Raw genomic sequence first — 20,666 nt, 5'->3', positions numbered from 1 at the left:
AAAGAGCAGTTAGTTTTGGATTTAGGCCTACTTTCTCTTTACTCTAAAGGTGGTGATTTTTATAATCGCCGCCTTTCTGTTTTTATCTTTCCCCTTATATAGGCATTCCTCGTTATGGATCAGTTGACTGCAAAGCTTAAAAAGCTCGAAAAACAAAACTACCGTGCATATCAACAAATTAAAGGTCAATACGACTTTGCTGATTTTGAATTACACATCGACCACATCCAAGGTGACCCATACGCGTCAGCTTCTCGTTTTCGTGCAACGCGCGCGTGGTCTTTGACCGGGTTAGATTGGCTGAAAGAAAAATCTTACGAATACCAAGTAGCCGCTCGTGACTTTATCGCACGTAGCTTCTCTGAGTTCGCGAAACAAGAGTCGACCGTTTCTATCGCGCTGACGGGTCAAACCGTATTAGACAACACAGCTGTTGTATTCACAGACCACGGCATCGAAATTCGTTTCCGTATTAATTTACCAGCTGATGGTCGTAGCATTCTTGCTAAGAAAGCGAACAACATCATCACTTTCTACTTACCGAAGTTTATTCGTCGCGCGACGCTTGAGCGTGAGTTAAACATCGATGCAATGATCAAACATTGTGAAACGATTGAAGACCAAGAAGCGCTGCGTGCTCAATTGGATGAAAACAACCTAGCCGCTTTCGTTGCAAACGGCAGTGTGTTACCTCGTATCGCGGGTAACTGCGACCTTCCAATGAAAGACGCGGTACCTTTCGCGGCTCCAGAATCATTGAGTGTTACGTTAAATACTCCAAACCAAGGTGACTTGACCGGCCTAGGCATTCCAAAAGGCATTACGCTGATCGTTGGTGGTGGTTTCCATGGTAAATCGACACTGTTGAACGCCGTTGAACGTTCTATCTACAACCATATTCCTGGTGACGGTCGCGAAGGCATTGTAACTGCGATTGATACGATGAAGATCCGCGCTGAAGATGGTCGATGTGTGCACAGCTTGAACCTGTCAAACTACATCAACCATTTACCAATGCAGAAAGACACATCTGACTTCAGCACACAAGATGCGTCAGGTTCTACGTCTCAAGCGGCTTGGTTACAAGAATCGATTGAAGCCGGCGTTCAAACTCTACTTATCGATGAAGATACGTCAGCGACTAACTTCATGATTCGTGACGAGCGTATGCAAGCGCTAGTGTCAAAAGGCGATGAGCCAATCACACCACTTGTCGACCGCATTGGTCAGCTTCGTGAAGAGATGGATATCTCTACCATTGTTGTAATGGGTGGCTCTGGTGATTACCTAGATGTCGCGAACACTGTGATTCAAATGCACGACTACCAAGCGGTAGATGTGACTGAAAAAGCAAAAGACGTGATTGCTCAGCACCCTACTCAGCGTACTAACGAATGTGAAACTGCTTTAGAAACGTTTGTACCGCGTTCATTGAACCGTGCTTCACTGATGAACATTCTGACTGACGGTAAATTCCGTGTTAATGCTAAAGGCAAAGAGTCACTGCGTTTTGGTAAAGAGTTTGCAGACCTTTCTGCGCTTGAGCAATTAGAATCACCGTCTGAAGTGAATGCGATCGGTTGGGCTTGGTTCCAATTCGCACAAACTCCAGGTTGGTCAAACAACCCTGCTAAAGAGTTTAACGCTATTTTAGAAAACGAATGGCACGCTAACATGCCTAACTACGGTGACCTAGCGAAACCAAGAACGTTAGATGTGATGGCTGCTCTGAACCGTATGCGTAAATCTCAGTTCAAGCCTTCGAACTGATTTCGTTAAATATCGGATTTATTGTGCTTCTAGGTTTTTGAAGTTTTAATCTTCTAATTTACTAAAGCTTCTAAGCCACTAAATAAGCAAATTAACCTTCTACGGCTCTCATTCTGAGGGCCGTAAATTTATCTAACCTCTTTTAACCTAACCTCTAGTGTCGTCAAAACTCTTGAACTTTATAAATTCATAAAACCAATCTTTACATCAATTACTTATCATCTTTTGTAATGAGAAAATTAAAGGCACTGTTTACCGCCATCTAATGCTGTCGATCCTTCAAAACATGACACAGCTTTTACAAAACCCTAGTGATATTCAGATAAAGTCCCGACTCGACAAGTGTAACCAAATGTAACAGACCCTTGAGGCTTCAATGAATCATAAACGCGTTAAGATGCGTGACCATAAAATCGAAGTGAACCTATTCAAAAACCGCGTAATCGTCGCGTTTTGTGGGATCTTGATGTTCACTCTTGTCTTAGTCGGCAATCTATACCGACTTCAAGTTGAAGATTTTAAAAGCTATCAAACTCGTGCCGATGGCAACAGAATCAAAGTATTACCTATCGCCCCTACTCGTGGACTTATTTACGACCGTAACGGCGTGTTGCTTGCAGAGAACAAGCTTGTCTTTGATCTAACCATGATTCCTGAGCAAACCGATGATGTCGATGCAATGCTCACCAAGCTAGACAAATATGTCCCCCGTGATGCAGAGCAGATCGCTCGTTTCAAAAAACGCTATCACAACACCCGCCGTTTTAAATCTGTGACTATTCTAGAGAACTTAACGGAGGAAGAGATCGCCAAGTTCTCCGTGCACCAGTACCAGTTCCCCGGCTTATCTATCGATACCAGCTTAAAGCGTTTTTACCCGAATGGTGAGGTGCTTACCCATGTTCTTGGTTACGTGGCGCACATCAATGATAGCGATCTCAGAAAGCTTGAAGAACAAGGGATAGAAGCGAATTATCAAGCTACAACAATCATAGGAAAACTGGGTGTTGAACGTTATTACGAAGATATTCTGCACGGCACCAAAGGTTATCAAGAAGTCGAAGTAAACAGCCGTGGGCGAATAGTCCGAACCATTGAGTACGTGCCGCCAGTAGCTGGTAAAGATATCGTGTTAAATATTGACCTTGAGCTGCAAAAATACGTCTTTGAGCAACTTGATCACCGAACTGGAAGCGCGGTTATTCTCGATCCGAAAGACAACAGCGTGTTGGCGATGGCATCAAGCCCGAGTTACGACCCTAACCTATTTGTCGACGGCATTTCGAGTAAGAACTACCAACGTTTATTGAATGATCCGGCTCACCCGTTGGTTAACCGCACCACTCTAGGCGTTTATCCTCCTGCCTCAACCGTTAAACCATTTATGGCTGTGGCAGGACTGCAAGAACATGTCATCTCTGAAGATACGATTCGTAACGACCATGGCGTTTGGAGAATTCCTGGCTCTAAACGAAACTCTAAATCGTGGCGTGACTGGAAACGTTGGGGTCACGGACCTGTCGATGTCACTCAAGCCATTGAAGAGTCGGTAGATTCATTCTTCTATCAAACTGCTTTTGATTTGGGCATTGACCGAATTTCAAGTTGGATGAACCGCTTTGGATTTGGTGAACCGACAGGCATCGATATCTATGAAGAAAGTACCGCCAACATGCCGACTCGAGAATGGAAGATGATGCGTTATCGCACTCCTTGGTATCAGGGTGACACAGTTCCGATTGGTATTGGCCAAGGTTATTGGACATCCACTCCAATGCAGCTTGCTAAAGCAACATCAGTATTGGTTAATCATGGTAAGGTGATGCCACCTCATATCTTGAGAGCTACCTTAGATCACGGTGAAGATTTCAGTACGCAACAACTTGTGGAACCGGAGCCAATGCCTTCAATCACCGAAGTACCGGATAGAATTTGGGATGTGCCAATCAACGCGATGCGACTCGTAAACCACGGCAATCGAGGCAGCGGTAGACGTGCATTTAAGGGAACTGACTACACGAGCGGCGGAAAATCAGGAACTGCACAAGTCTTTGATCTTGCGAAAGATCAGGTCTACAACTCGAAGAAACTCGCTAGGCATTTACTTGACCACGCGCTTTACACGGCTTTCGCACCGTATGAACACCCTGAATATGTCGCAACTGTGGTCATTGAACACGGTAACGGCGGTTCAAAAGTTGGTGCGCCTTATATCCGTAAAGTACTCGACTATGCCTTTGAACATAAAAGTGGTGAGAGCAAAGATCACTCCTAACACCAATAACTTAAGTCGCTACAGCACATAGCGTAATAACGACAAAGCCCCACTTGTGTCACTCACAATGTGGGGCTTTCTGTTTTAGGGTTCTAAGCAATTAGACAGCTAAAAATGCCTGTCGATTATGAGCTTCTTAATACATGCCATGCTTCACAGAGCGTCTGAAATTTTGCGGTGTTGCCTTCGTCTCTGTCCGGATGCCATCTCAATGCCAGTTGTCGCCAACGTTTTCTAATTTCATGGTGTGTCGCGTCTAAAGGTAACTCAAACAGGTTCAATGCTCGACTTCGATCCATATCGAGTTCATCACCACCCACATACTTTCTATACCGAGTCCAAAATTCGTTCAACAGCCTTTTGACTTCACCTTCATCCGCTTCATAGTTAACCCAATTAATGTAGTATTCTCGAAGTGGGTCTTGATGATCGATGCTGTGACTGCTTCCGTGATAACGACCATTCATCAATTCGATGTCCATCGCTTGGACTTGGAGCCAACCATCTGGGTGTAAGGTTTCTTGAAGCTGATAAAGCGCATTCATGATAAGGAAGTTCTTTTTAAACAACTCTTTCTCAGGCACAGCATCCAACACTGGCACAAACCCAAGATCGTTCAGATGAGCTGCCAATGTGTGTACTTTCCATCCGCTTGGCTTTTGCTTAAGCACTTCCATTATCGGCCAAAGCAATGGGTTTTCCATATGGCAATGAAAGTTTGCTCTCACATCTTGATAATTCGACATAGTTGACTCAGTTAGCTTCTCTGAATTAATGGATTTCTAGAACTGTGGATACTATAAGTAACCTGTTTCGCATCCGTTGCGTATCTTCTTTAATTGAAAGCGATTTTCTAAGATTTGTCGAGCTTAAGGACAAACAACTTTCTAACGTTTGGCTTAAAGGCACCTTTTATCGTCAAAACTGAGTACCATTTCGTTGAATACAACCATTAGGGCGTGTTGACCTTTCGCGGTTAAATTTTGTTCGAGATAAAAGCGTTTTAATCGCGGCGAGGGAGAAGTAGCCTAGTCATTCTAAGCAAATCTCCCTCAACAAAGAGTAAAACGCTTTTAGCCGAACCCTTCGGGCAGCGTTTGCTGGTCATTTCTACTACGTTATCGGCTTCTCATGTAGGCTAGCTACACATCGATGCCTCTGCCTTGTATAAATACCCAGCAACTCGCTGCAAAAATCAGCTCGAAAGATCAACACGCCCTAGTAATAAAGCCGCAATTCTTTGGTACGGATACAAAAAAGGTCAGCGACTTAGCTGACCTTTCACATCTATCCCAATTTTAGGGACGAAGCATTGAACTGACTAGATAACGCCAAGCTCTCTTAGACGTTCCATTAGGTATTCGTTTGCTGTGTACTTTTCAGATAGCACTACTTCTGGTTTCGGGTGAAGGAATAGAGGCAAAGAGATACGAGACTTCTCTTGGCGTTCACCTGATGGGTTGATTACACGGTGAGTTGTCGATGGGAAGTAACCACCAGATGCTTCTTGAAGCATGTCACCGATGTTGATGATCATGTTACCGAAGTCACATGGAACATCTAGCCACTCGTCATTTTGAGCTTTAACTTGAAGGCCCGGCTCGTTTGCAGCAGGAAGAACCGTCAGTAAGTTGATGTCTTCGTGTGCCGCAGCGCGGATTGCACCTGGCTCTTCATCACCTTGCATTGGTGGGTAGTGAAGAACACGAAGCAGAGTCTGTTCACTACCGTTGATCATTTCTGACAACGCAATAGAGAATTTCTCTTGTACTTCTTTAGGAGCATGAGCTTCAACCCAACCTAGCAGCTCTTGAGCAAAAGCATTCGCACGTTGGTAGTAATCTAGAATCTGCTCTTTCAGCTGCTCAGGGATTTGACCCCATGGGTATACGTGAAAGTACTCTTTGATGTCTTTTACAGTGTGGCCCTTAGCAACTTCAGACACTGAAGGTGGAAAATATCCATCTTGTGTTTCAACATTAAAGTGGAAGTTCTCTTTTTCTTCAGAGATGAAGAATTGGTACCAGTTTTCGTAAATTGACTCAACAAGCTCTTTCGGGATTGGGTGGTTCTTAAGAACACCAAAACCAGTTTCACGTAGAGAGCGAACAAATTGTTCTGCTGCGTCGTCAGCAAGGTAATCGACAGTTTCCAGTTTCATGACTTTCTTTCTTGTTATGTAGTAATAGAGCGATTTTAAGGATCGCTTTGTTGTAAATCAAACTTTTGTGAAACTCTAGCAACCGTTTGTCTAGATACTGGGCGATAACACCACTTTTCAACAAATCTGGTGATTAAGACCCAATCGAACACTGTTCATTATTGTGTAACACTATTAAAAACTTCGACGAGAGATCTTGATATGACAATTACGCCACTTGCTCAAAATAGACCATTACTGTCATTGACGACGCTGTATCTGATTGTGTTTCTATTTTCAGCGTTTGCTCCCTCTTCAAGAGCGGTATGGATTGCCGAAATTGTCCCAGCGCTTGCGATATTGGTGGGAATCTGGTGGTTATCCACAAAACTCACCTTCACTAAGACAGCTTACGTTTTAATGTTTATCTGGCTAATTTTGCATACGATAGGCGCGAAATATACCTTCGCAGAAGTGCCATTTGATTGGTTCAACAACATGATAGGTTCTGAGCGTAATAACTTTGATCGTGTCGCGCATTTCTCAATTGGCCTTTATGCTTACCCACTCGCTGAGTACTTGATTCGTAAAAAACTGGCTCAACCGGTGCTGGCATGTTTCTTTGCGCTATTTGCGATCATGAGTGTGGCTGCAGGTTATGAAATTATCGAGTGGTGGTACGCGGAGATTGCAGGTGGTGATGAAGGTATCGCGTTCCTTGGCTCACAAGGTGATATTTGGGATGCACAGAAAGATATGCTGTGTGATACGACGGGCGCAATTGTTTCGCTATTACTTCTTAAGCTTCAAGGGCGTGTCAGAGCTTACTGAGCTCAATTATTTACACTGAGTATCAAAAGCAACGTTGAAATGCCACACACAAACCGTGCTGTGGCATTTTTAGTTTCAGCATTGTTTGCTCGTTTTAATATGACTGGTCGTTTCATCGTGACAGGTTATTTCATCGTTACCTTGCCACCAACAAACTTGTAGGCTGGCGTACCTCGAACCAAAGTGTCTCGCGCAAATTCAATCCCGCATTCAGGGCACACACATGGTTTTGTCGTGAAATCTTCAACGATACGCTCCTTAAAACATTTCACGAGTGCACCTTTGCCACCTTTCCGATACTTAAAAAGCTGCGTTTTACATTTGGCACAGAAAATCTGAACCGTCTTGGTCGGTTGTTTCTTGTTTGGTTTAGCCATAGAAGTTAATGATTGAACTCTTTATTTCTTAAGTTTAGGTGCGACAAGAACCAAGCTTATCCCAAGAAGTATAACGGTTGATGAGACTATAAATTGCATGGTGACAGGTTCAGATAAAAGTAATACACCACCAAGTGTCGCGATAACTGGAACAGAAAGCTGTGCAATAGACGCCACCACGGTATTCAGCTTTTTCACCACGTAATACCACAAACTATAACCCACACCAGAAGCCACAGAGCCCGATATAACCGCGTAAATCAAACCTTGTTCAGTGATAGACACTTGCGTTAACGCATTAGGAATCAAAACTAACAAGCTTAATGCCAAAACGATAACTAGCGAACTGAATCCAAAGTTAGCGGTGGTCGATTGCAGTGCGTTTGACGATGTCTTTCCTGCCAATGTGTAAATGCCCCACCCAACTCCGGCCAGAGACATCAAGATAATAGAAACTAAATCAGGTGCCTGTGTCGATTCCGTTGGCATTAATAAATAAACAAGCCCTGCTACCGATAACAAACATCCGCCCCATTCAATCAATGACATTCTGTTGCCAGAAAACAAGTGCGCGGCAATCATCGTAAATTGCACCGCGACAAACAACACCAGAGCACCAAGACCTGCGCCAAGCTCTAAGTAAGCAAACGAAAAACCAAACATATACACGAGCAGTGACAGTATTGATGTTAATTGAAACTGTGATTTGAGTTTTGCATATGCCGATGTGTTGTTTGTTAACTCACGTTTAGACTTAGATTGGGAAGATAACGTTAATAAAATCAGAAGCGTAAGCGCACCAGATAAGATGCGAACGATCGAAAAGCTCAAAGGATCAATCGTTTGATCCATTAAGGCCCAGCGACACAAAACTGAATTAGCAGCAAATGCCACCAGCGTAATAAATGTAACCATCAGAGTTTGCATCGTTTTTTCCTAAATGAGTTATTTGGTCCTAACTGAGTTTTCTTGGATTTCAATCAACGTCAGGCTTCACCCAAACTTGGCTAAAGTCGAACCAACCTAATGCATTACATTTCGCGTTTTGCAACGTACCACATTGATCTTTATTAACGCCTAACCAGCAATGGAACATCGGGATCAATTGATTGCTTTGGACTAGTTGTTTACCTAACTGTCTTGCTGGGAATTGCTCGAATTCACCAGAACGCCAACGGTCAATCATGTAACACCATTGGTCGAAGTCCTCTGCCGGGCTAGATTCATCAAGAAAACTGTAGTCCATTAACCAGCCAGCCAAGGCGTCGTCTCTGTTATTGGCGATGCCCATAGGGTTAATCCAAACATCAACATCATCGGCGTGCGGAGGATCGGTTTCGTAACCGTAAAGATCAACATCGACGTTGTATTGCTTCAGCACCGTGACAATCGCCTTTGCAAGCGTTGGGAACATTGGGTGTTGGCATTGATACGCTAATCTTATGGTAGGCTTCGAATCTGCTGGTGGACAAACGGGCACTTTTAACTTTATGTCATACCAACCGGGTTTTATCCCATAAGCGTGTAACACGCCCAAATCGATAACAGTCTCTTTTGGAATATGAACAAACAGATCCGCCGCATTCAACGCGTTAGATAAAAACTGTGCCCATGCGGGATCTTGTGCAATACCTTTCTTTCTATTGAGCAGTAAATACGTGCAGCCAGGATCGAGTTCTACTTCATCGCTATCGCCACGGTCGGCCATAACAGGCTTAGATAGGCTTGGGTAAACCATTGAAGAATAAGCCTCATCCACCACCCAAACTTCAACGCGATCAATTAACGGTCTGAAACCAAAGTACCCATTAAAAGCGGTTAACACGAGTTGTTTCTCGTCGTTCTTTTCAATGCGATAAGGTCCCGTTCCAATCGGTCGAATATCGTAGTCTTCACCACGTAAAGTGATCGGTAATGTGACTTTAGCGACCGATTCCGTTAGTGCGAGGGGAAAATACTTGTCTGGACGTGTGAGAAAAACATCTACTACACAATTTGCAGGTGAAGAGACATCTTTGATATGCGAAAACATGTTGAGAGGTTCGAGTGCAAGCAGTGTATCCACAACATGATTGGTTAACAGAGGTTCCCCGTTATGGAAACGAACACCGGGTCTCAAGAAGAATCGCCATTGGTAATCGCTGATTTTTTGCCATGAATGAGCAAGATCGGGTTGAAGTTGGTCATTCTCATCTAGACGAGTCAACCCACTGAATACCTGACAAGCGATGTGTTGCTCTGAACGACGCATCGATTTGGTTGGGTTAAGCATTGAAAGCGGCCGGTAATAAGGCAAACGAATAACTTGTTCGCCTTCTTGATACTGTACGCCCAAGTAGTTTTGAATAACTTGCGTGAGTTTGGCAGCATTGTGATCAAGCACTGACAGCGCCTGTCCAATTTTTCCTTCTTGTAAATAGCGTCTTGCTAGGTTCTCGCTGACATCACAACGATTCTGTTTAAAGATAAGTTGAGATAACTTTCCTCGACCTGCTGCAGGTAACCATTCTACCCACCCTTCTTCTTCAAGCTTGTTGAGTACCATTCGGGCATTACGACGGGTACAACAAAGCACATCCGTGATGTCGTCGAGTTGAACATCAGAATCTTTACCATCGAAGTATTCAAACAGGGTTTCAAATTGAACGCGAAGTCTTGGGCTGCTCATAAAGAGGAAAACTTATTCAAAGGACATTGAATTCAGTTTCCCTATTTTATGGCGTAAAATCAATATTACTGACACAATTTTATTGTGAATTATGAGTACGACATCCTAAGATGTTATTCAATCTTAAGGGTTAAGTGCCTTTACCGTAAAGGATTACATTACATCGCAGCCAATTTCATTAGCGATTTCACGGAGCTGCTGTTCATCGTCTAATTTTATCGACCATTTACACTCAGAACCGTTAGCTGAAATAACATTTGCCCCTTTTCCGATCAATTGAATTGCATCAACTTGGGCTTGCAGCGTGACTCTATGCTCCCCATCTAAACGAACAACCAATTCATGTGCGGTTGCGATGACTTTTCCACTTTTAAACGTTATGACCATGGGCTTCTCGGGTTACTTCTTTAAATACTGATTGCTTGTTCTAAGTACTGATTACTTCTTCTAAAGACAAAACCAGCGTACGACTGCCTAGTCTGTTATCGCTTATGTTTCTTAACGGCAATGGTTAAACGGCTGGTACAAACTAAGCGTTGACGATCATCAGTGATATTGATCTGCCATACTTGAGTAGAGACGCCCAAGTGAATAGGCTCAGCAGTACCAATGACATGCCCTTCACGCATTGACCTTACGTGGTTCGCATTGATATCGAGCCCAACGCAATAATAGCCTTCTGGTACGCAGAAGTTTGCAGCCAATGAGCCAAGCGTTTCTGCTAGCACAACCGATGCGCCGCCATGAAGCATACCCAGTGGTTGGTGCGTAAAATGACAAACCGGCATGGTTGCCACCAAAGAGTTGTCATTTACTTCGGTGTAAACAATGTTGAGGTGTTCAATTAAGGTATTTTTTGAGGTCGCGTTGAAGGTATCTAGGTCAACGGGCTTTTTCCAAATACTCATGTGGGTTCCTTAATTATTGATCTTGTTATCGCGTGCATAGCTTTTTCTATATTACTGGCTGTTAGTTATCTTTCAGCCCTTAGTTATTACGCAAGTTGATGTTAACATGCATAAAAACTGAATACACAGAGGATATTGTATGACGTCATGGATGAAGTTTGCCTCGCTTCTCACACTAGCAGGCCTAACCGCGTGTAGCGCTTCTCCGACAGGCAGAAACCAATTGCTGCTTTTTTCAGATAAAGACATGTCTCAGCTTGGAGCACAGTCTTTTGAACAAATGAAAAAAGAACAACCCATCAGCAAAGATGCCAAAACTAACGCTTATGTTCAGTGCGTAGCGAACAGCATCACTCAATATATTCCTAAACAAGGTTTTAGTGAATGGGAAGTTGTTGTGTTTGATAGTGACCAAGTGAACGCGTTCGCTCTGCCAGGCGGAAAAATTGGCGTCTACACGGGTTTACTCAATGTTGCAGTAAACCAAGACCAACTCGCGACGGTTATCGGTCACGAAGTGGCACACGTTTTAGCGGACCACAGTAATGAGCGCCTGTCTCAGTCTCAAATCGCTAATACGGGCTTGTCTATTACTAACGTCGCGTTAGGCGCATCAGAATACAAACAGTATCAAGGTATGACGATGGCCGCGTTAGGGTTAGGCGTTCAATATGGCGTTATTCTACCGTATGGGCGAACTCAAGAGTCTGAAGCCGATGTTGTTGGTTTAGAGTATATGGCTCAAGCAGGTTTCGATCCAAACCAAAGTGTCAACTTGTGGCAAAACATGGCGAAAGCATCAGGGGGTAATCAACCGCCAGAGTTGCTTTCTACGCATCCTTCCCACAGTACGCGTATTAAAGATCTACAAGCAACGATAAAAACGCTTCCTCAATCAGGTTCACCAAGACCAAATTGCAAAGCGTAATCTAAGTAAGAATCGCCTAGCTGGTGTAAATACAAAATGCCCTATCCATATTGGTTAGGGCATTTTCAGTTTCTTGCTTGCTAACAGTTCAAGTGCACTAAGCAGCTGGATAATTCCAACAACAGAAACTCACTCGTTAAGTACCAAGAATTTGTAATGGTAGGCTTAATAGCTGATCACCAGTAGATGCAAAATACCAGATAACACCAATCAAACTGCTCACTAAACCTACATACCAAACGAACGACACGACTTGCCCGTATTTGTCTAACGGTAACAAGTGACTGTGATGACGTCCTTTCCATTCAAACAGTATTTCAACACTGCCCATGATCAATAAGAAACCAAACAGGGTTAAATTCAACTGATAACTCAATACCACACCAGCAACGGCAGCCGCGACACAAAGTACAATGCCAAGCACACTGTTCATCGAGAAACTGATACTTTTAAGAACATGTCCGCCATCGAGAGGCAAAATCGGCAATAGATTGAACAGGTTTAATAGAGCATTAAATACTGCAAGGCCGGCAAAGAACATTTCGCCAGTCGCCCAATACAGCACCATAAATACTAACGACAATATCAGGCCGAACAATGGCCCCATGATTGAGATAACCACATCTTGCCAACGCGTATTAATCTTTTCATCGGATAACGCCAAGCCACCAAGAAATGGTATCAAATAGATCCCTTTGGTTTTCATGCCGAAGTATTTCATCGCTCTAATATGACCGTACTCATGGAACATTAAACAGGCGATTAAGGCCAAAGCGAACTGAATTGAAAACAACCATGAATAGGCCGCTAAACTCGCAGAAGCTAGTACGACCTTGATTAGCTTGGCGCTTTTAAGCGCTTTCATACCAAGCGACACCAACCCAATTAAGCTAAAACGCTTCTCTGGTTTAGGAGCGACAACAGGAGTTTGTTGTTCAATATCTTTGGTGTTTCGATTGCCTTCGGTAATGGTTTGCCCATTCACCGACGCTTTATACGTCATCTCAAACGGTTGCCACTGAACGGTCGATTCAACGTGACACTGCAACGTTTTTTCGCCAGCGCGTAGTGTAAATTCGTGTTTTCGGGCGTCTTCTTGGTCTGTGGTCGCATCTAATTGAGATACCAAAGTGTTATCCCAATACAACTGTTGCCACCCTGCCATTGATCCTTCTAAACGAAGCGGTTTTCCAAGAAACTCTATCGCGAGTAATTCCAAACTTAAAATTCCAATTTAATGACTTCTAACGAGTGTCGATATTATGCCGATTTAGCGAATGGTGGTAAACAGAAACAAAGTTGTTACATATTGAGCTATTGAACACTATTTATACCGCAACGATGCATAAACACTCTGGTCACACCTCCAACCGCGAATAAGTTATTGATTATACTTATATTATCGATGTTAAAGTGCCGCCCCTTTAAAACATAACCTCACAAAATAACAACTCTTTCTTTGACTTTATATAAAACATGAATTTAACATGCTATTTACATTAGAGCTTCAACACCAAAAATGCTCAGTGTGTTTTCAAACCATAATAACGAAATTCGATGCCCTAGGAGGGTCAAGGATGAAAACAATACAACGCTCTCTCGTTTCACTTTCAGTACTATTTGCATGTAACTCACTTGCGGCTGGTTTCCAAGTTGCTGAGCATTCTGCCTCAGGTCTTGGTCGTGCCTTTTCAGGTGAAGGTGCAGTAGCTGATAACGCGAGTGTACTAGCGAGAAACCCCGCCGCAATGACCCTATTTGATACAGCCCAATTTTCAGGCGCGGTTTCTATCGTTGATCCCGAGGTAGACGTTACTCAAACCAAAATCAATGACAACGACTTCAACCAAAAATCATCAGATGTAGCTCCTTTACAAATTGTCCCTGCTGCTTATTACATTATTCCTATCAACGACAAATGGGCTTGGGGAATTGGCATGTTCACGACTTACGGAGTAGCCACTGATTACCCAGATGATATTTATGCTGGTGATTTGGCAGGTGACACATCACTAATTTCAGTCAACTTAAATCCAAATATCGCGTACAGAGTTAACGATAGTTTTAGTGTTGGAGCTGGAGTTAACTTTGTTTATGCAGAGGCCGAGCTCAACAGACACAAAGGCAGCCTTCCTGTTGGTGGCTCACCAAGTGACAAACTAATCTCGATGACTGGTGAGACTTTTGCTTTTGGTTGGAATATAGGTGCGTTATATGAACTGAACGAGTACAACCGTTTTGGGTTTGGTTACCGCTCATCCGTTGAACTCGACTTTGATGACGGTGAGTTCACTGATTACACAGGTCTAAAAATGGAAAACGGCGCTCCTGGTAAAACCACAGGGCGTCTAGAAATTGAACTGCCCGATATCTTCGAATTATCTGCTTTTCATCAACTTAACGATGCTTGGGCAATACACTATGGTTGGCAGTTAACTAAGTGGAGTAAGTTCAAAGAGTTAAAAGCCACTAGTTCAGATTGTAAAAACAATGAATGTTTCTTAAAAACCGAACATTACGAAGACAATCAGAGATGGTCTGTAGGTGGAACTTACATGGTTAATCAAAATTGGACGGTACGAGCGGGCCTAGCGTATGACGAGCAAGCTGGTGAAGCGACATTAAGCATCCCAGACAGCGATCGTATGTGGTATTCAGCAGGTCTCACCTACGCTATTTCAGAGAATATGACTGTCGATGCTGCATTTGCACTCGTACAAAGTGAAAGCGGTTCGTTTACCGAAACTGATGCGGCAGGACAAAAGCTTACATTTGATGCTGAAGGCGTTGCTTACCTTTCAGCGATACAACTTAACTACATCTTCAACTAACCGTACGGGAATAATTACATGAACAACAAATTTTCTTTATCTCTCGTATGCTCAGCATTACTACTTGCGGGCTGTGGCGACAATAGTGAAAGCTCTGGTGATTCAACAGCGGCACCTTATTCAGATGCAATCAACCAATCATTAGCTAGAAGTTCAAAAATTAGCTTCACTCTTCTAGGTAATGAAGCGGATGTTCCTCTTCCTTCGTTTTTCTTGTTCGATACCAACGATCACACTCTAAATATTCCGTTAGATGTAAATTCAACGGGGCTCTTGAATGATCCAAAAGTAGCCATGGGGGAAGCTGATGGTTGGAGTACTATCATGCCGTTCACTATCAATGTGAATCTTCCAAGTGATAGGACGCTGAAGAATGATGTCGTGATGATGGGTACGACACCGTTTAGCGCGCACCTAAATGCCGGTGTAAAAGTTGCTAAAGTGGATGTTGACCTGAGCACTGGTGTAATGTCTAACTTTACTGCGCTAACTGCTGGAGTTGACTACTTAGTGGCATCTAGTGATTTTAAGACCATACAAGTGTTGCCTCTTAAAGGTTTAGATCCTAGCTCTGACTACATCTATGCATTAACTGACTCAATTGTTGATAGCGCAGATGAACCACTTGGAACATCAAGCTCTTACGCATCTTTAAAAACGACAGATATTGACCAAGCAGGCTCGCTCGATTTACCACAGAAAATCATCCATCAAATTGAAGCGTTGTTCGCTGGCTATGGTTCTGTATCAAGCTCAGATGAAATCATATACTCATCTTGGTTTACTACTGCGTCGGCAGGTAACGTTATGAACGGGACCAAAGCTGCAATTGCACAAACAGTTAGCCCCGCAGTTACCCCGTCTGATATATGGAAGAACCTAGCGAATCCAAATAGTATTTCGGAAGCTGATCTTGATAATCTGTATACATTTACAGTTGATGGAACGAAACAGGATTTTGCTACAGCTGTACAAGCTGACGCGATGTTTAAGAGTGCATTTGGTGACGATGGCGCAACACAATTAGCTGCGGGTTATAACACTAACTTTTCAACACCAGCAGCAGCTTCTATTCAAGTGTATCGAGGAACAGTTGAATTACCGTACTTCCTGTCAGATTCGTTAACTAACAATGCGTGGAAAACAACGCCTTGGCGCAGTGCGATGCCTAGTGTTTTAACTATCTTGAATGTACTCAGCTCAGGAAGTGACTCGGACAAAACAGCTATTGCTACACAGCTGGCAGGTTTAGGGATCACAGAGCCTGCTACTCAACTCTATCCAGCAGAGTACCAACAATTACTCATTGGAGAAAAGTTAACTCTTGCAAGCGGAGAGCAATTGGATAGCGCTAGAGTTATGACGAAATACAGCGCTGTACCGCAAATTCGAGCAGCAAAGTCAGTGCCGTTCGTTATGTTTGTACCTGAAGGAGCAGCTATCGACAGCAGTTTACCAATTTTACAGTACCAACACGGTATCACTAGCATCAAAGAGAGTGCTTATGCTTTTGCGATGCAGCATATTGGCGGCGCACTTACTGGATCTGCACCATACAAACCCTATGCAATTATTGCTATCGACCAACCACTTCACGGTCAACGCGCACTAAGTGCAGATATTGTTACGACACCAACAACACCTACTGTATACATGAATCTTGAGTATTTACCTGTTGCACGAGATAACATCCGTCAGAGCGCCATTGATGGTCTTGGAGTTCGTTTTGCGTTAAATTCTGCTACTGATGCAGCATTTAGTAGCCTCGACAAAACGAATGTGTCTCTATTTGGGCATTCTATCGGGGCGATTACAGGTATTAGCTCTTATACCGTTGGTAACAGTTCGTTGAACCCTGCTATTGATTCTATGTTTAGTTATACAAGTGCAACACTTGCTAACCCAGGTGGTGGCATTGCCCCTTTCTTGCTTAAGTCAGGCTCGTTTTCTCCTGAGATTAAGCACACCGTGAGCCTATCAAGTGTAACCGAGTACCAAGCACATTATGTAAGTAACTGTGTGCCAGTCAGTAAGTCAGGTGGTGATTGCTTTAATGAATACTACACAGCCCTAAGTAATGATAGTGCTTCAGCCTCAGACAAAGCAGTCAAAGCGACAATCGACTCGATCCTTACTTCATTCACTTATGCTGCGCAAACAGTTCTAGATAACGTTGACCCATATAATATTGCATCTACAACTACGGGACCTGTGCTTGGTATTCAAGCGAATGGTGACGAAACGATACCAAACTCGGTCGCTGAGTTTCCAACAGCAGGTACCGAACCCCTGTTTAAAAAGTTATCCTTGGTTAATACTGCACTGGACTCTTCGGGAGACAAGCTGGCTTCGTATTTTGACAAAGCATCTTCAGAAGCAGACCACTCCACTGTAATTTCTCAGCAAAATGCTGGTGATGCAGCAGCCAACGCAGAAATGACCTCACAAATTGTACAATTTACCTTGTCGCAAGGTACTGGCATTGCAAGCGTAACCGCTGGCTTGTTAGATGCGAGTAAGTAAGCGCATGAGCAAAATTTAATTTAACCAAATGCCAGCCTAACCGCTGGCATTTTTGTATCTGTCGTTCGAACAAGTCCCCTAGTTGACCGTTTGCATAAAACTTTAAAACACAAATGGTTGATCTCAGCTAAAATTAATCAAGACAGAATACCGTACGACCTCTTTCTTTATTGTAAATAAAGTGGATAATAGCCCCGTAATTTAATACCTAATAAATGTGAGTCCATTATGTCTTCTGAAGCTACTATGCTAGAACGCTGCCAATCTAAATGTGAACTATGTGGTTCTGATTCTTCTCTTACTGCATACGCAGTACCGCCACACAGCCACGTAACAGTGGATCACGGCATCATGGTATGTGACAAATGTCTTGGTGAGATTGACGAGCCTAAAGATATTAATCACTGGCGCTGCCTAACTGACAGCATGTGGAGCCAGGAAGCCCCTGTTCAAGTAACAGCATGGCGCCAACTAACTCGTCTTAACTCAGAGAGCTGGGCTCAAGACGCGCTAGATATGATGTACATGGAAGAAGAAACATCAGTATGGGCACAAATCGGCATGTCTGCTGATGATAAGCCTCTTGATTGCAACGGCGTTGAACTTAAAAAAGGTGACGACGTAACAGTAATCAAAGATCTTCCTGTTAAAGGTACAAACCAAGTAATCAAGCAAGGTACTGTTATCCGCGGTATTAGCGTTGGTGACGATCCTAAGCTTGTTTCTGGTAAAACTAACGGTGGTCAATCAATGTACGTGATCGCTGAGTACTGCCGTAAGAAGTAATCTTACTGTAAGAAAGTGATAGAAAACGAAAAGGCGCTAATTAGCGCCTTTTTTCTTGGAAAAATTTAACCTATTCCGTTGTTCTAGAAACCACTGCCTACGTTAAAGTAGATAGCGCGTTCTTCATGGCTTTGCGCATAATCCATCCCAAGGTGCAAACCGTAACGTCTCGCGATTTGGTATCGAAAGCCGACACCTCCGGCATTGACGGTACTGTCGTGGCTTATGCCGTTATCTTGCTTTGCAACCCCTGAACCGTAAAACCCAGACACCTTCCAACGATGAGTGATGCTATACGTCAATTGGCCTTGAATTGTTTCAATCTCATCTCCTTGGTACCGATAAGATGACACCCCGCGTAACGACACGTACGGTTTCGCTGTGGGTGATACAAACAGGTCTTGCTGTTCGAAGCTTTGATAATTTGCAGCCAAGCCTAATGTCCATTTATTGGCAATTGGGATATAGGCTTCGCCATCTATGTTCAAATTTCGGTAATTGTAATCACTGCCAATCGCATCGTCGTACACCATGTAATCTGCAGACAATTTGTAACCTTTGGTTGGATAAAATAAATTATCTCTTGTGTCATATTCAGCCTCCAACCCTAAACCAGAAGTAACCGATTCGTTACCCAAAATTCGGTCTAAAACCATGTTATCAAATTCAATCTCAGACTTAGCTAATAACTGCTTTATTCCCAACATCCAAGGCGTATGCCCAATCCGGAACTGCACCTTTTGTGAAAGTACGGCTACCGAAGTTGACGTGCCTATTCTAAGGTCATGATCTATGGGGCCCCAGTTGATTGATGTGTACAAATCCAAATTCGCAACACCAAAGCCGCCGCCTCCTGTGTAACGAATGGAATCATTCATCCAAGATCGTCTATGGCCACCAAATACAAACCAAGTTTCGTTCTCTGTCCCTACTGCTCCCACTACTGACATTGCTGAGGGTACTAACTGCGCACCACCATCTATGGCAGAAAGAGCAGCTTGCTTTCTTTGTCGCTTTTCCTCATCCGTCTCATGTAAAAACAAACCAGCCACACCGCCGCCGTACCCCACCGCAGGCTCGGTAATCAAAATTGGGATAGGCAAAAAGCCATATGCGTTTTCCGCAAGGTGATGCCCCATATCAAATTGACCATCAACAGGATCATAAAACGATGCGAAAGAAGATGTTGTAAATAAAAAGCAGGAAAGAAGAACAATGCCGCCGCAGCGAGTCATAAAATTTGCCTCATAAAAAAGACCGGGTGACGAAACCCGGCCGAAAGTTTGCTTCCTTGCAATAAACATAGAAATTAAACACTTATTGCCAATAAAGGGGGTCCTTAATCGACGGGCATAGAATAGGCCAAATAATGGTGTTGCCCTACTCCTATATAGAGGATGTCGCCCTACAAAATTAAAGAGCTTTCGAGATGACAGAAACGCAAAAGGCTCATATAAATGAGCCTCTATTAATAAGTTACCTACATTCTTCTTTTGCTAATATTGACTCAATACTCGATCAACATGTTCTTGTATAACAGATAAAACCGATAATTTTACATCCTTCACTTGCTTAGAATGATTGCACCAAAGCGCAAAACCGAATTTGAATCCTTGGCGCATTTCAGACGACTGTATAGGTTCAATGTCGTAATGGGAAAATTCAGAATGAGCAAACGTTTTTGGTAACAGTGCCCACCCTAAACCGGCTTCAACCATTTTAATAACTAACGCCAATTGATCGACTTCTTCGTTATCGGAGCTCATGGTTACTTTTTCTGACATTCCCTCTTCAATAAACGATCTCAAGATAAACTGCTTTGAATTTCTTAACGCTAAAAGTACATCCTCTTGCGCCAAAGATGAGAACTCACCATTTTTTTGAACGAATGGGAAAAACTCAATGTGACCTAGAAAAGTCGCATCAAAGCTGTGTATACCCCGGCTGTCATGCACATTGACTAATCCAAAGTGGTACTCGCCACTTTGAAGGCCCTTCTTAATATCCTTTTTGTTTCGGATTAAAAAGTTCACTCGCATCATCGGGAAATCACGACGCAGTTTCTTTCGAATATCCAAAAGCATTTGATGAGGTATCACACCAGAATAAGCAAAGGTGATGTTTTCCAACCCGCCATAAGAGAGGCTCAATGCTACCTTATCGAAGGTACGAGCTTGTTCAATGGTTTGTTTAGCGTAATGGTAAAGAAGATGCCCGTCTTCTGTCGGCTTTACAGAGCGCCCAACCCTTTCAAATAGGCTTACCGCGAGTTGGTCTTCAAGGTTAGTAATAACCTGCCCGATTGTCGTTCTGTGTTTATTGAGTTTAACGGCGGCTTTGCTGAAAGAGAGTTGGTCATAAACGGTAACGAACGCGAGAAGTTGTTCAATGCTGAAATTCATTTTGTTGTGCTTACTTTTAATCGTTATGTATTTAAATTATCACAGGTTGGCGAAATATCTACTTTGTCAGAATAATATTAGTGAAAATAATTCCTCAATTTGAAACAAAAAAACCTACTTAAGCTAGTAGGTTTTATCATTGATGTCAAACGAATAACTTAAATGTATTCGATAACTCGAGCTAGATAGTTAAAGTCCCCAGAATCACCGTGGCATACAAGCCTTAC

General features: G+C 43.2%; 17 protein-coding genes. 7 read left to right on the top strand and 10 right to left on the bottom strand.

The features are described from left to right. The first annotated feature begins 114 nt into the window (after positions 1-114). Together AB4583_RS15680 and mrdA are read left to right on the top strand one after the other, a co-directional pair. Entirely contained in the window at positions 115-1,770 is a 1,656-nt protein-coding gene (locus tag AB4583_RS15680) for a P-loop domain-containing protein (protein WP_372118190.1), read from the top strand. Positions 1,771-2,146: 376 nt separating this feature from the next. After that, positions 2,147-4,045, top strand: a complete 1,899-nt coding sequence (mrdA, locus tag AB4583_RS15675; protein ID WP_372118187.1) for a penicillin-binding protein 2 — start codon at positions 2,147-2,149, stop codon at positions 4,043-4,045. 125 nt (positions 4,046-4,170) lie between these two features. Here mrdA and AB4583_RS15670 read toward each other — a convergent pair whose 3' ends face one another. Next, entirely contained in the window at positions 4,171-4,791 is a 621-nt protein-coding gene (locus tag AB4583_RS15670) for a DNA-J related domain-containing protein (RefSeq protein WP_029235437.1), read from the bottom strand. Between the two features lie 575 nt (positions 4,792-5,366). Beyond that, positions 5,367-6,206, bottom strand: coding sequence for an isopenicillin N synthase family oxygenase (locus AB4583_RS15665; RefSeq protein ID WP_004730947.1), 840 nt, complete (start codon positions 6,204-6,206; stop codon positions 5,367-5,369). Positions 6,207-6,407: 201 nt separating this feature from the next. Here AB4583_RS15665 and AB4583_RS15660 point away from each other — a divergent pair, with 201 nt between their 5' ends. Next, positions 6,408-7,016, top strand: coding sequence for a DUF2238 domain-containing protein (locus AB4583_RS15660; protein WP_017069655.1), 609 nt, complete (start codon positions 6,408-6,410; stop codon positions 7,014-7,016). A 125-nt stretch (positions 7,017-7,141) separates the two neighbouring features. On the opposite strand, the gene AB4583_RS15655 is transcribed toward AB4583_RS15660, so the two are convergent. The 5 genes from AB4583_RS15655 to AB4583_RS15635 form a co-directional block, all read right to left on the bottom strand. After that, the gene (locus tag AB4583_RS15655; RefSeq protein WP_017060071.1) at positions 7,142-7,393 is read right to left on the bottom strand and encodes a hypothetical protein; all 252 of its coding nucleotides are present in this window, start codon (positions 7,391-7,393) and stop codon (positions 7,142-7,144) included. Between the two features lie 21 nt (positions 7,394-7,414). Further along, the gene (locus AB4583_RS15650; protein WP_372118182.1) at positions 7,415-8,320 is read right to left on the bottom strand and encodes a DMT family transporter; all 906 of its coding nucleotides are present in this window, start codon (positions 8,318-8,320) and stop codon (positions 7,415-7,417) included. 49 nt (positions 8,321-8,369) lie between these two features. Then, positions 8,370-10,061, bottom strand: coding sequence for an SgrR family transcriptional regulator (locus tag AB4583_RS15645; RefSeq protein WP_372055036.1), 1,692 nt, complete (start codon positions 10,059-10,061; stop codon positions 8,370-8,372). Positions 10,062-10,214: 153 nt separating this feature from the next. Continuing rightward, positions 10,215-10,448 carry a DUF3389 domain-containing protein gene (locus tag AB4583_RS15640; RefSeq protein WP_017064605.1) on the bottom strand — a complete coding sequence of 78 codons (234 nt, stop codon included), beginning with the start codon at positions 10,446-10,448 and terminating at the stop codon, positions 10,215-10,217. Positions 10,449-10,543: 95 nt separating this feature from the next. Beyond that, positions 10,544-10,969, bottom strand: a complete 426-nt coding sequence (locus AB4583_RS15635) for a hotdog fold thioesterase (RefSeq protein ID WP_017060067.1) — start codon at positions 10,967-10,969, stop codon at positions 10,544-10,546. A 139-nt stretch (positions 10,970-11,108) separates the two neighbouring features. Between AB4583_RS15635 and AB4583_RS15630 the strand changes: the two genes are divergently transcribed. Then, positions 11,109-11,897, top strand: a complete 789-nt coding sequence (locus AB4583_RS15630; RefSeq protein WP_102320824.1) for a M48 family metallopeptidase — start codon at positions 11,109-11,111, stop codon at positions 11,895-11,897. A gap of 136 nt (positions 11,898-12,033) precedes the next feature. Here AB4583_RS15630 and AB4583_RS15625 read toward each other — a convergent pair whose 3' ends face one another. Beyond that, positions 12,034-13,116 (bottom strand): site-2 protease family protein, encoded by a 1,083-nt coding sequence (locus AB4583_RS15625; protein ID WP_029235648.1) that lies wholly within the window; start codon positions 13,114-13,116, stop codon positions 12,034-12,036. Between the two features lie 358 nt (positions 13,117-13,474). Here AB4583_RS15625 and AB4583_RS15620 point away from each other — a divergent pair, with 358 nt between their 5' ends. From AB4583_RS15620 to AB4583_RS15610, 3 genes are all read left to right on the top strand, one after another. Further along, positions 13,475-14,728 carry an outer membrane protein transport protein gene (locus AB4583_RS15620; protein ID WP_017069660.1) on the top strand — a complete coding sequence of 418 codons (1,254 nt, stop codon included), beginning with the start codon at positions 13,475-13,477 and terminating at the stop codon, positions 14,726-14,728. Between the two features lie 18 nt (positions 14,729-14,746). After that, positions 14,747-17,251 (top strand): VolA/Pla-1 family phospholipase, encoded by a 2,505-nt coding sequence (locus AB4583_RS15615; RefSeq protein ID WP_372118178.1) that lies wholly within the window; start codon positions 14,747-14,749, stop codon positions 17,249-17,251. Between the two features lie 228 nt (positions 17,252-17,479). Continuing rightward, a complete protein-coding gene (locus AB4583_RS15610) occupies positions 17,480-18,037 on the top strand; it encodes a PhnA domain-containing protein (RefSeq protein WP_008221474.1) in 558 nt (185 codons plus the stop codon). A gap of 83 nt (positions 18,038-18,120) precedes the next feature. Here the strand turns inward: AB4583_RS15610 and AB4583_RS15605 are convergent, their stop codons facing one another. Further along, positions 18,121-19,272, bottom strand: coding sequence for a BamA/TamA family outer membrane protein (locus tag AB4583_RS15605; RefSeq protein WP_017069662.1), 1,152 nt, complete (start codon positions 19,270-19,272; stop codon positions 18,121-18,123). A 261-nt stretch (positions 19,273-19,533) separates the two neighbouring features. Then, a complete protein-coding gene (locus AB4583_RS15600; RefSeq protein ID WP_017069663.1) occupies positions 19,534-20,439 on the bottom strand; it encodes a LysR family transcriptional regulator in 906 nt (301 codons plus the stop codon). Positions 20,440-20,666 lie beyond the last annotated feature (227 nt).

Source organism: Vibrio sp. 10N.222.49.C12, assembly GCF_041475025.1.
Lineage (GTDB): Bacteria > Pseudomonadota > Gammaproteobacteria > Enterobacterales > Vibrionaceae > Vibrio > Vibrio crassostreae_C.
Note: the sequence above shows the minus strand (reverse complement) of the source record. Positions and strands in the feature narration are given on the sequence as shown.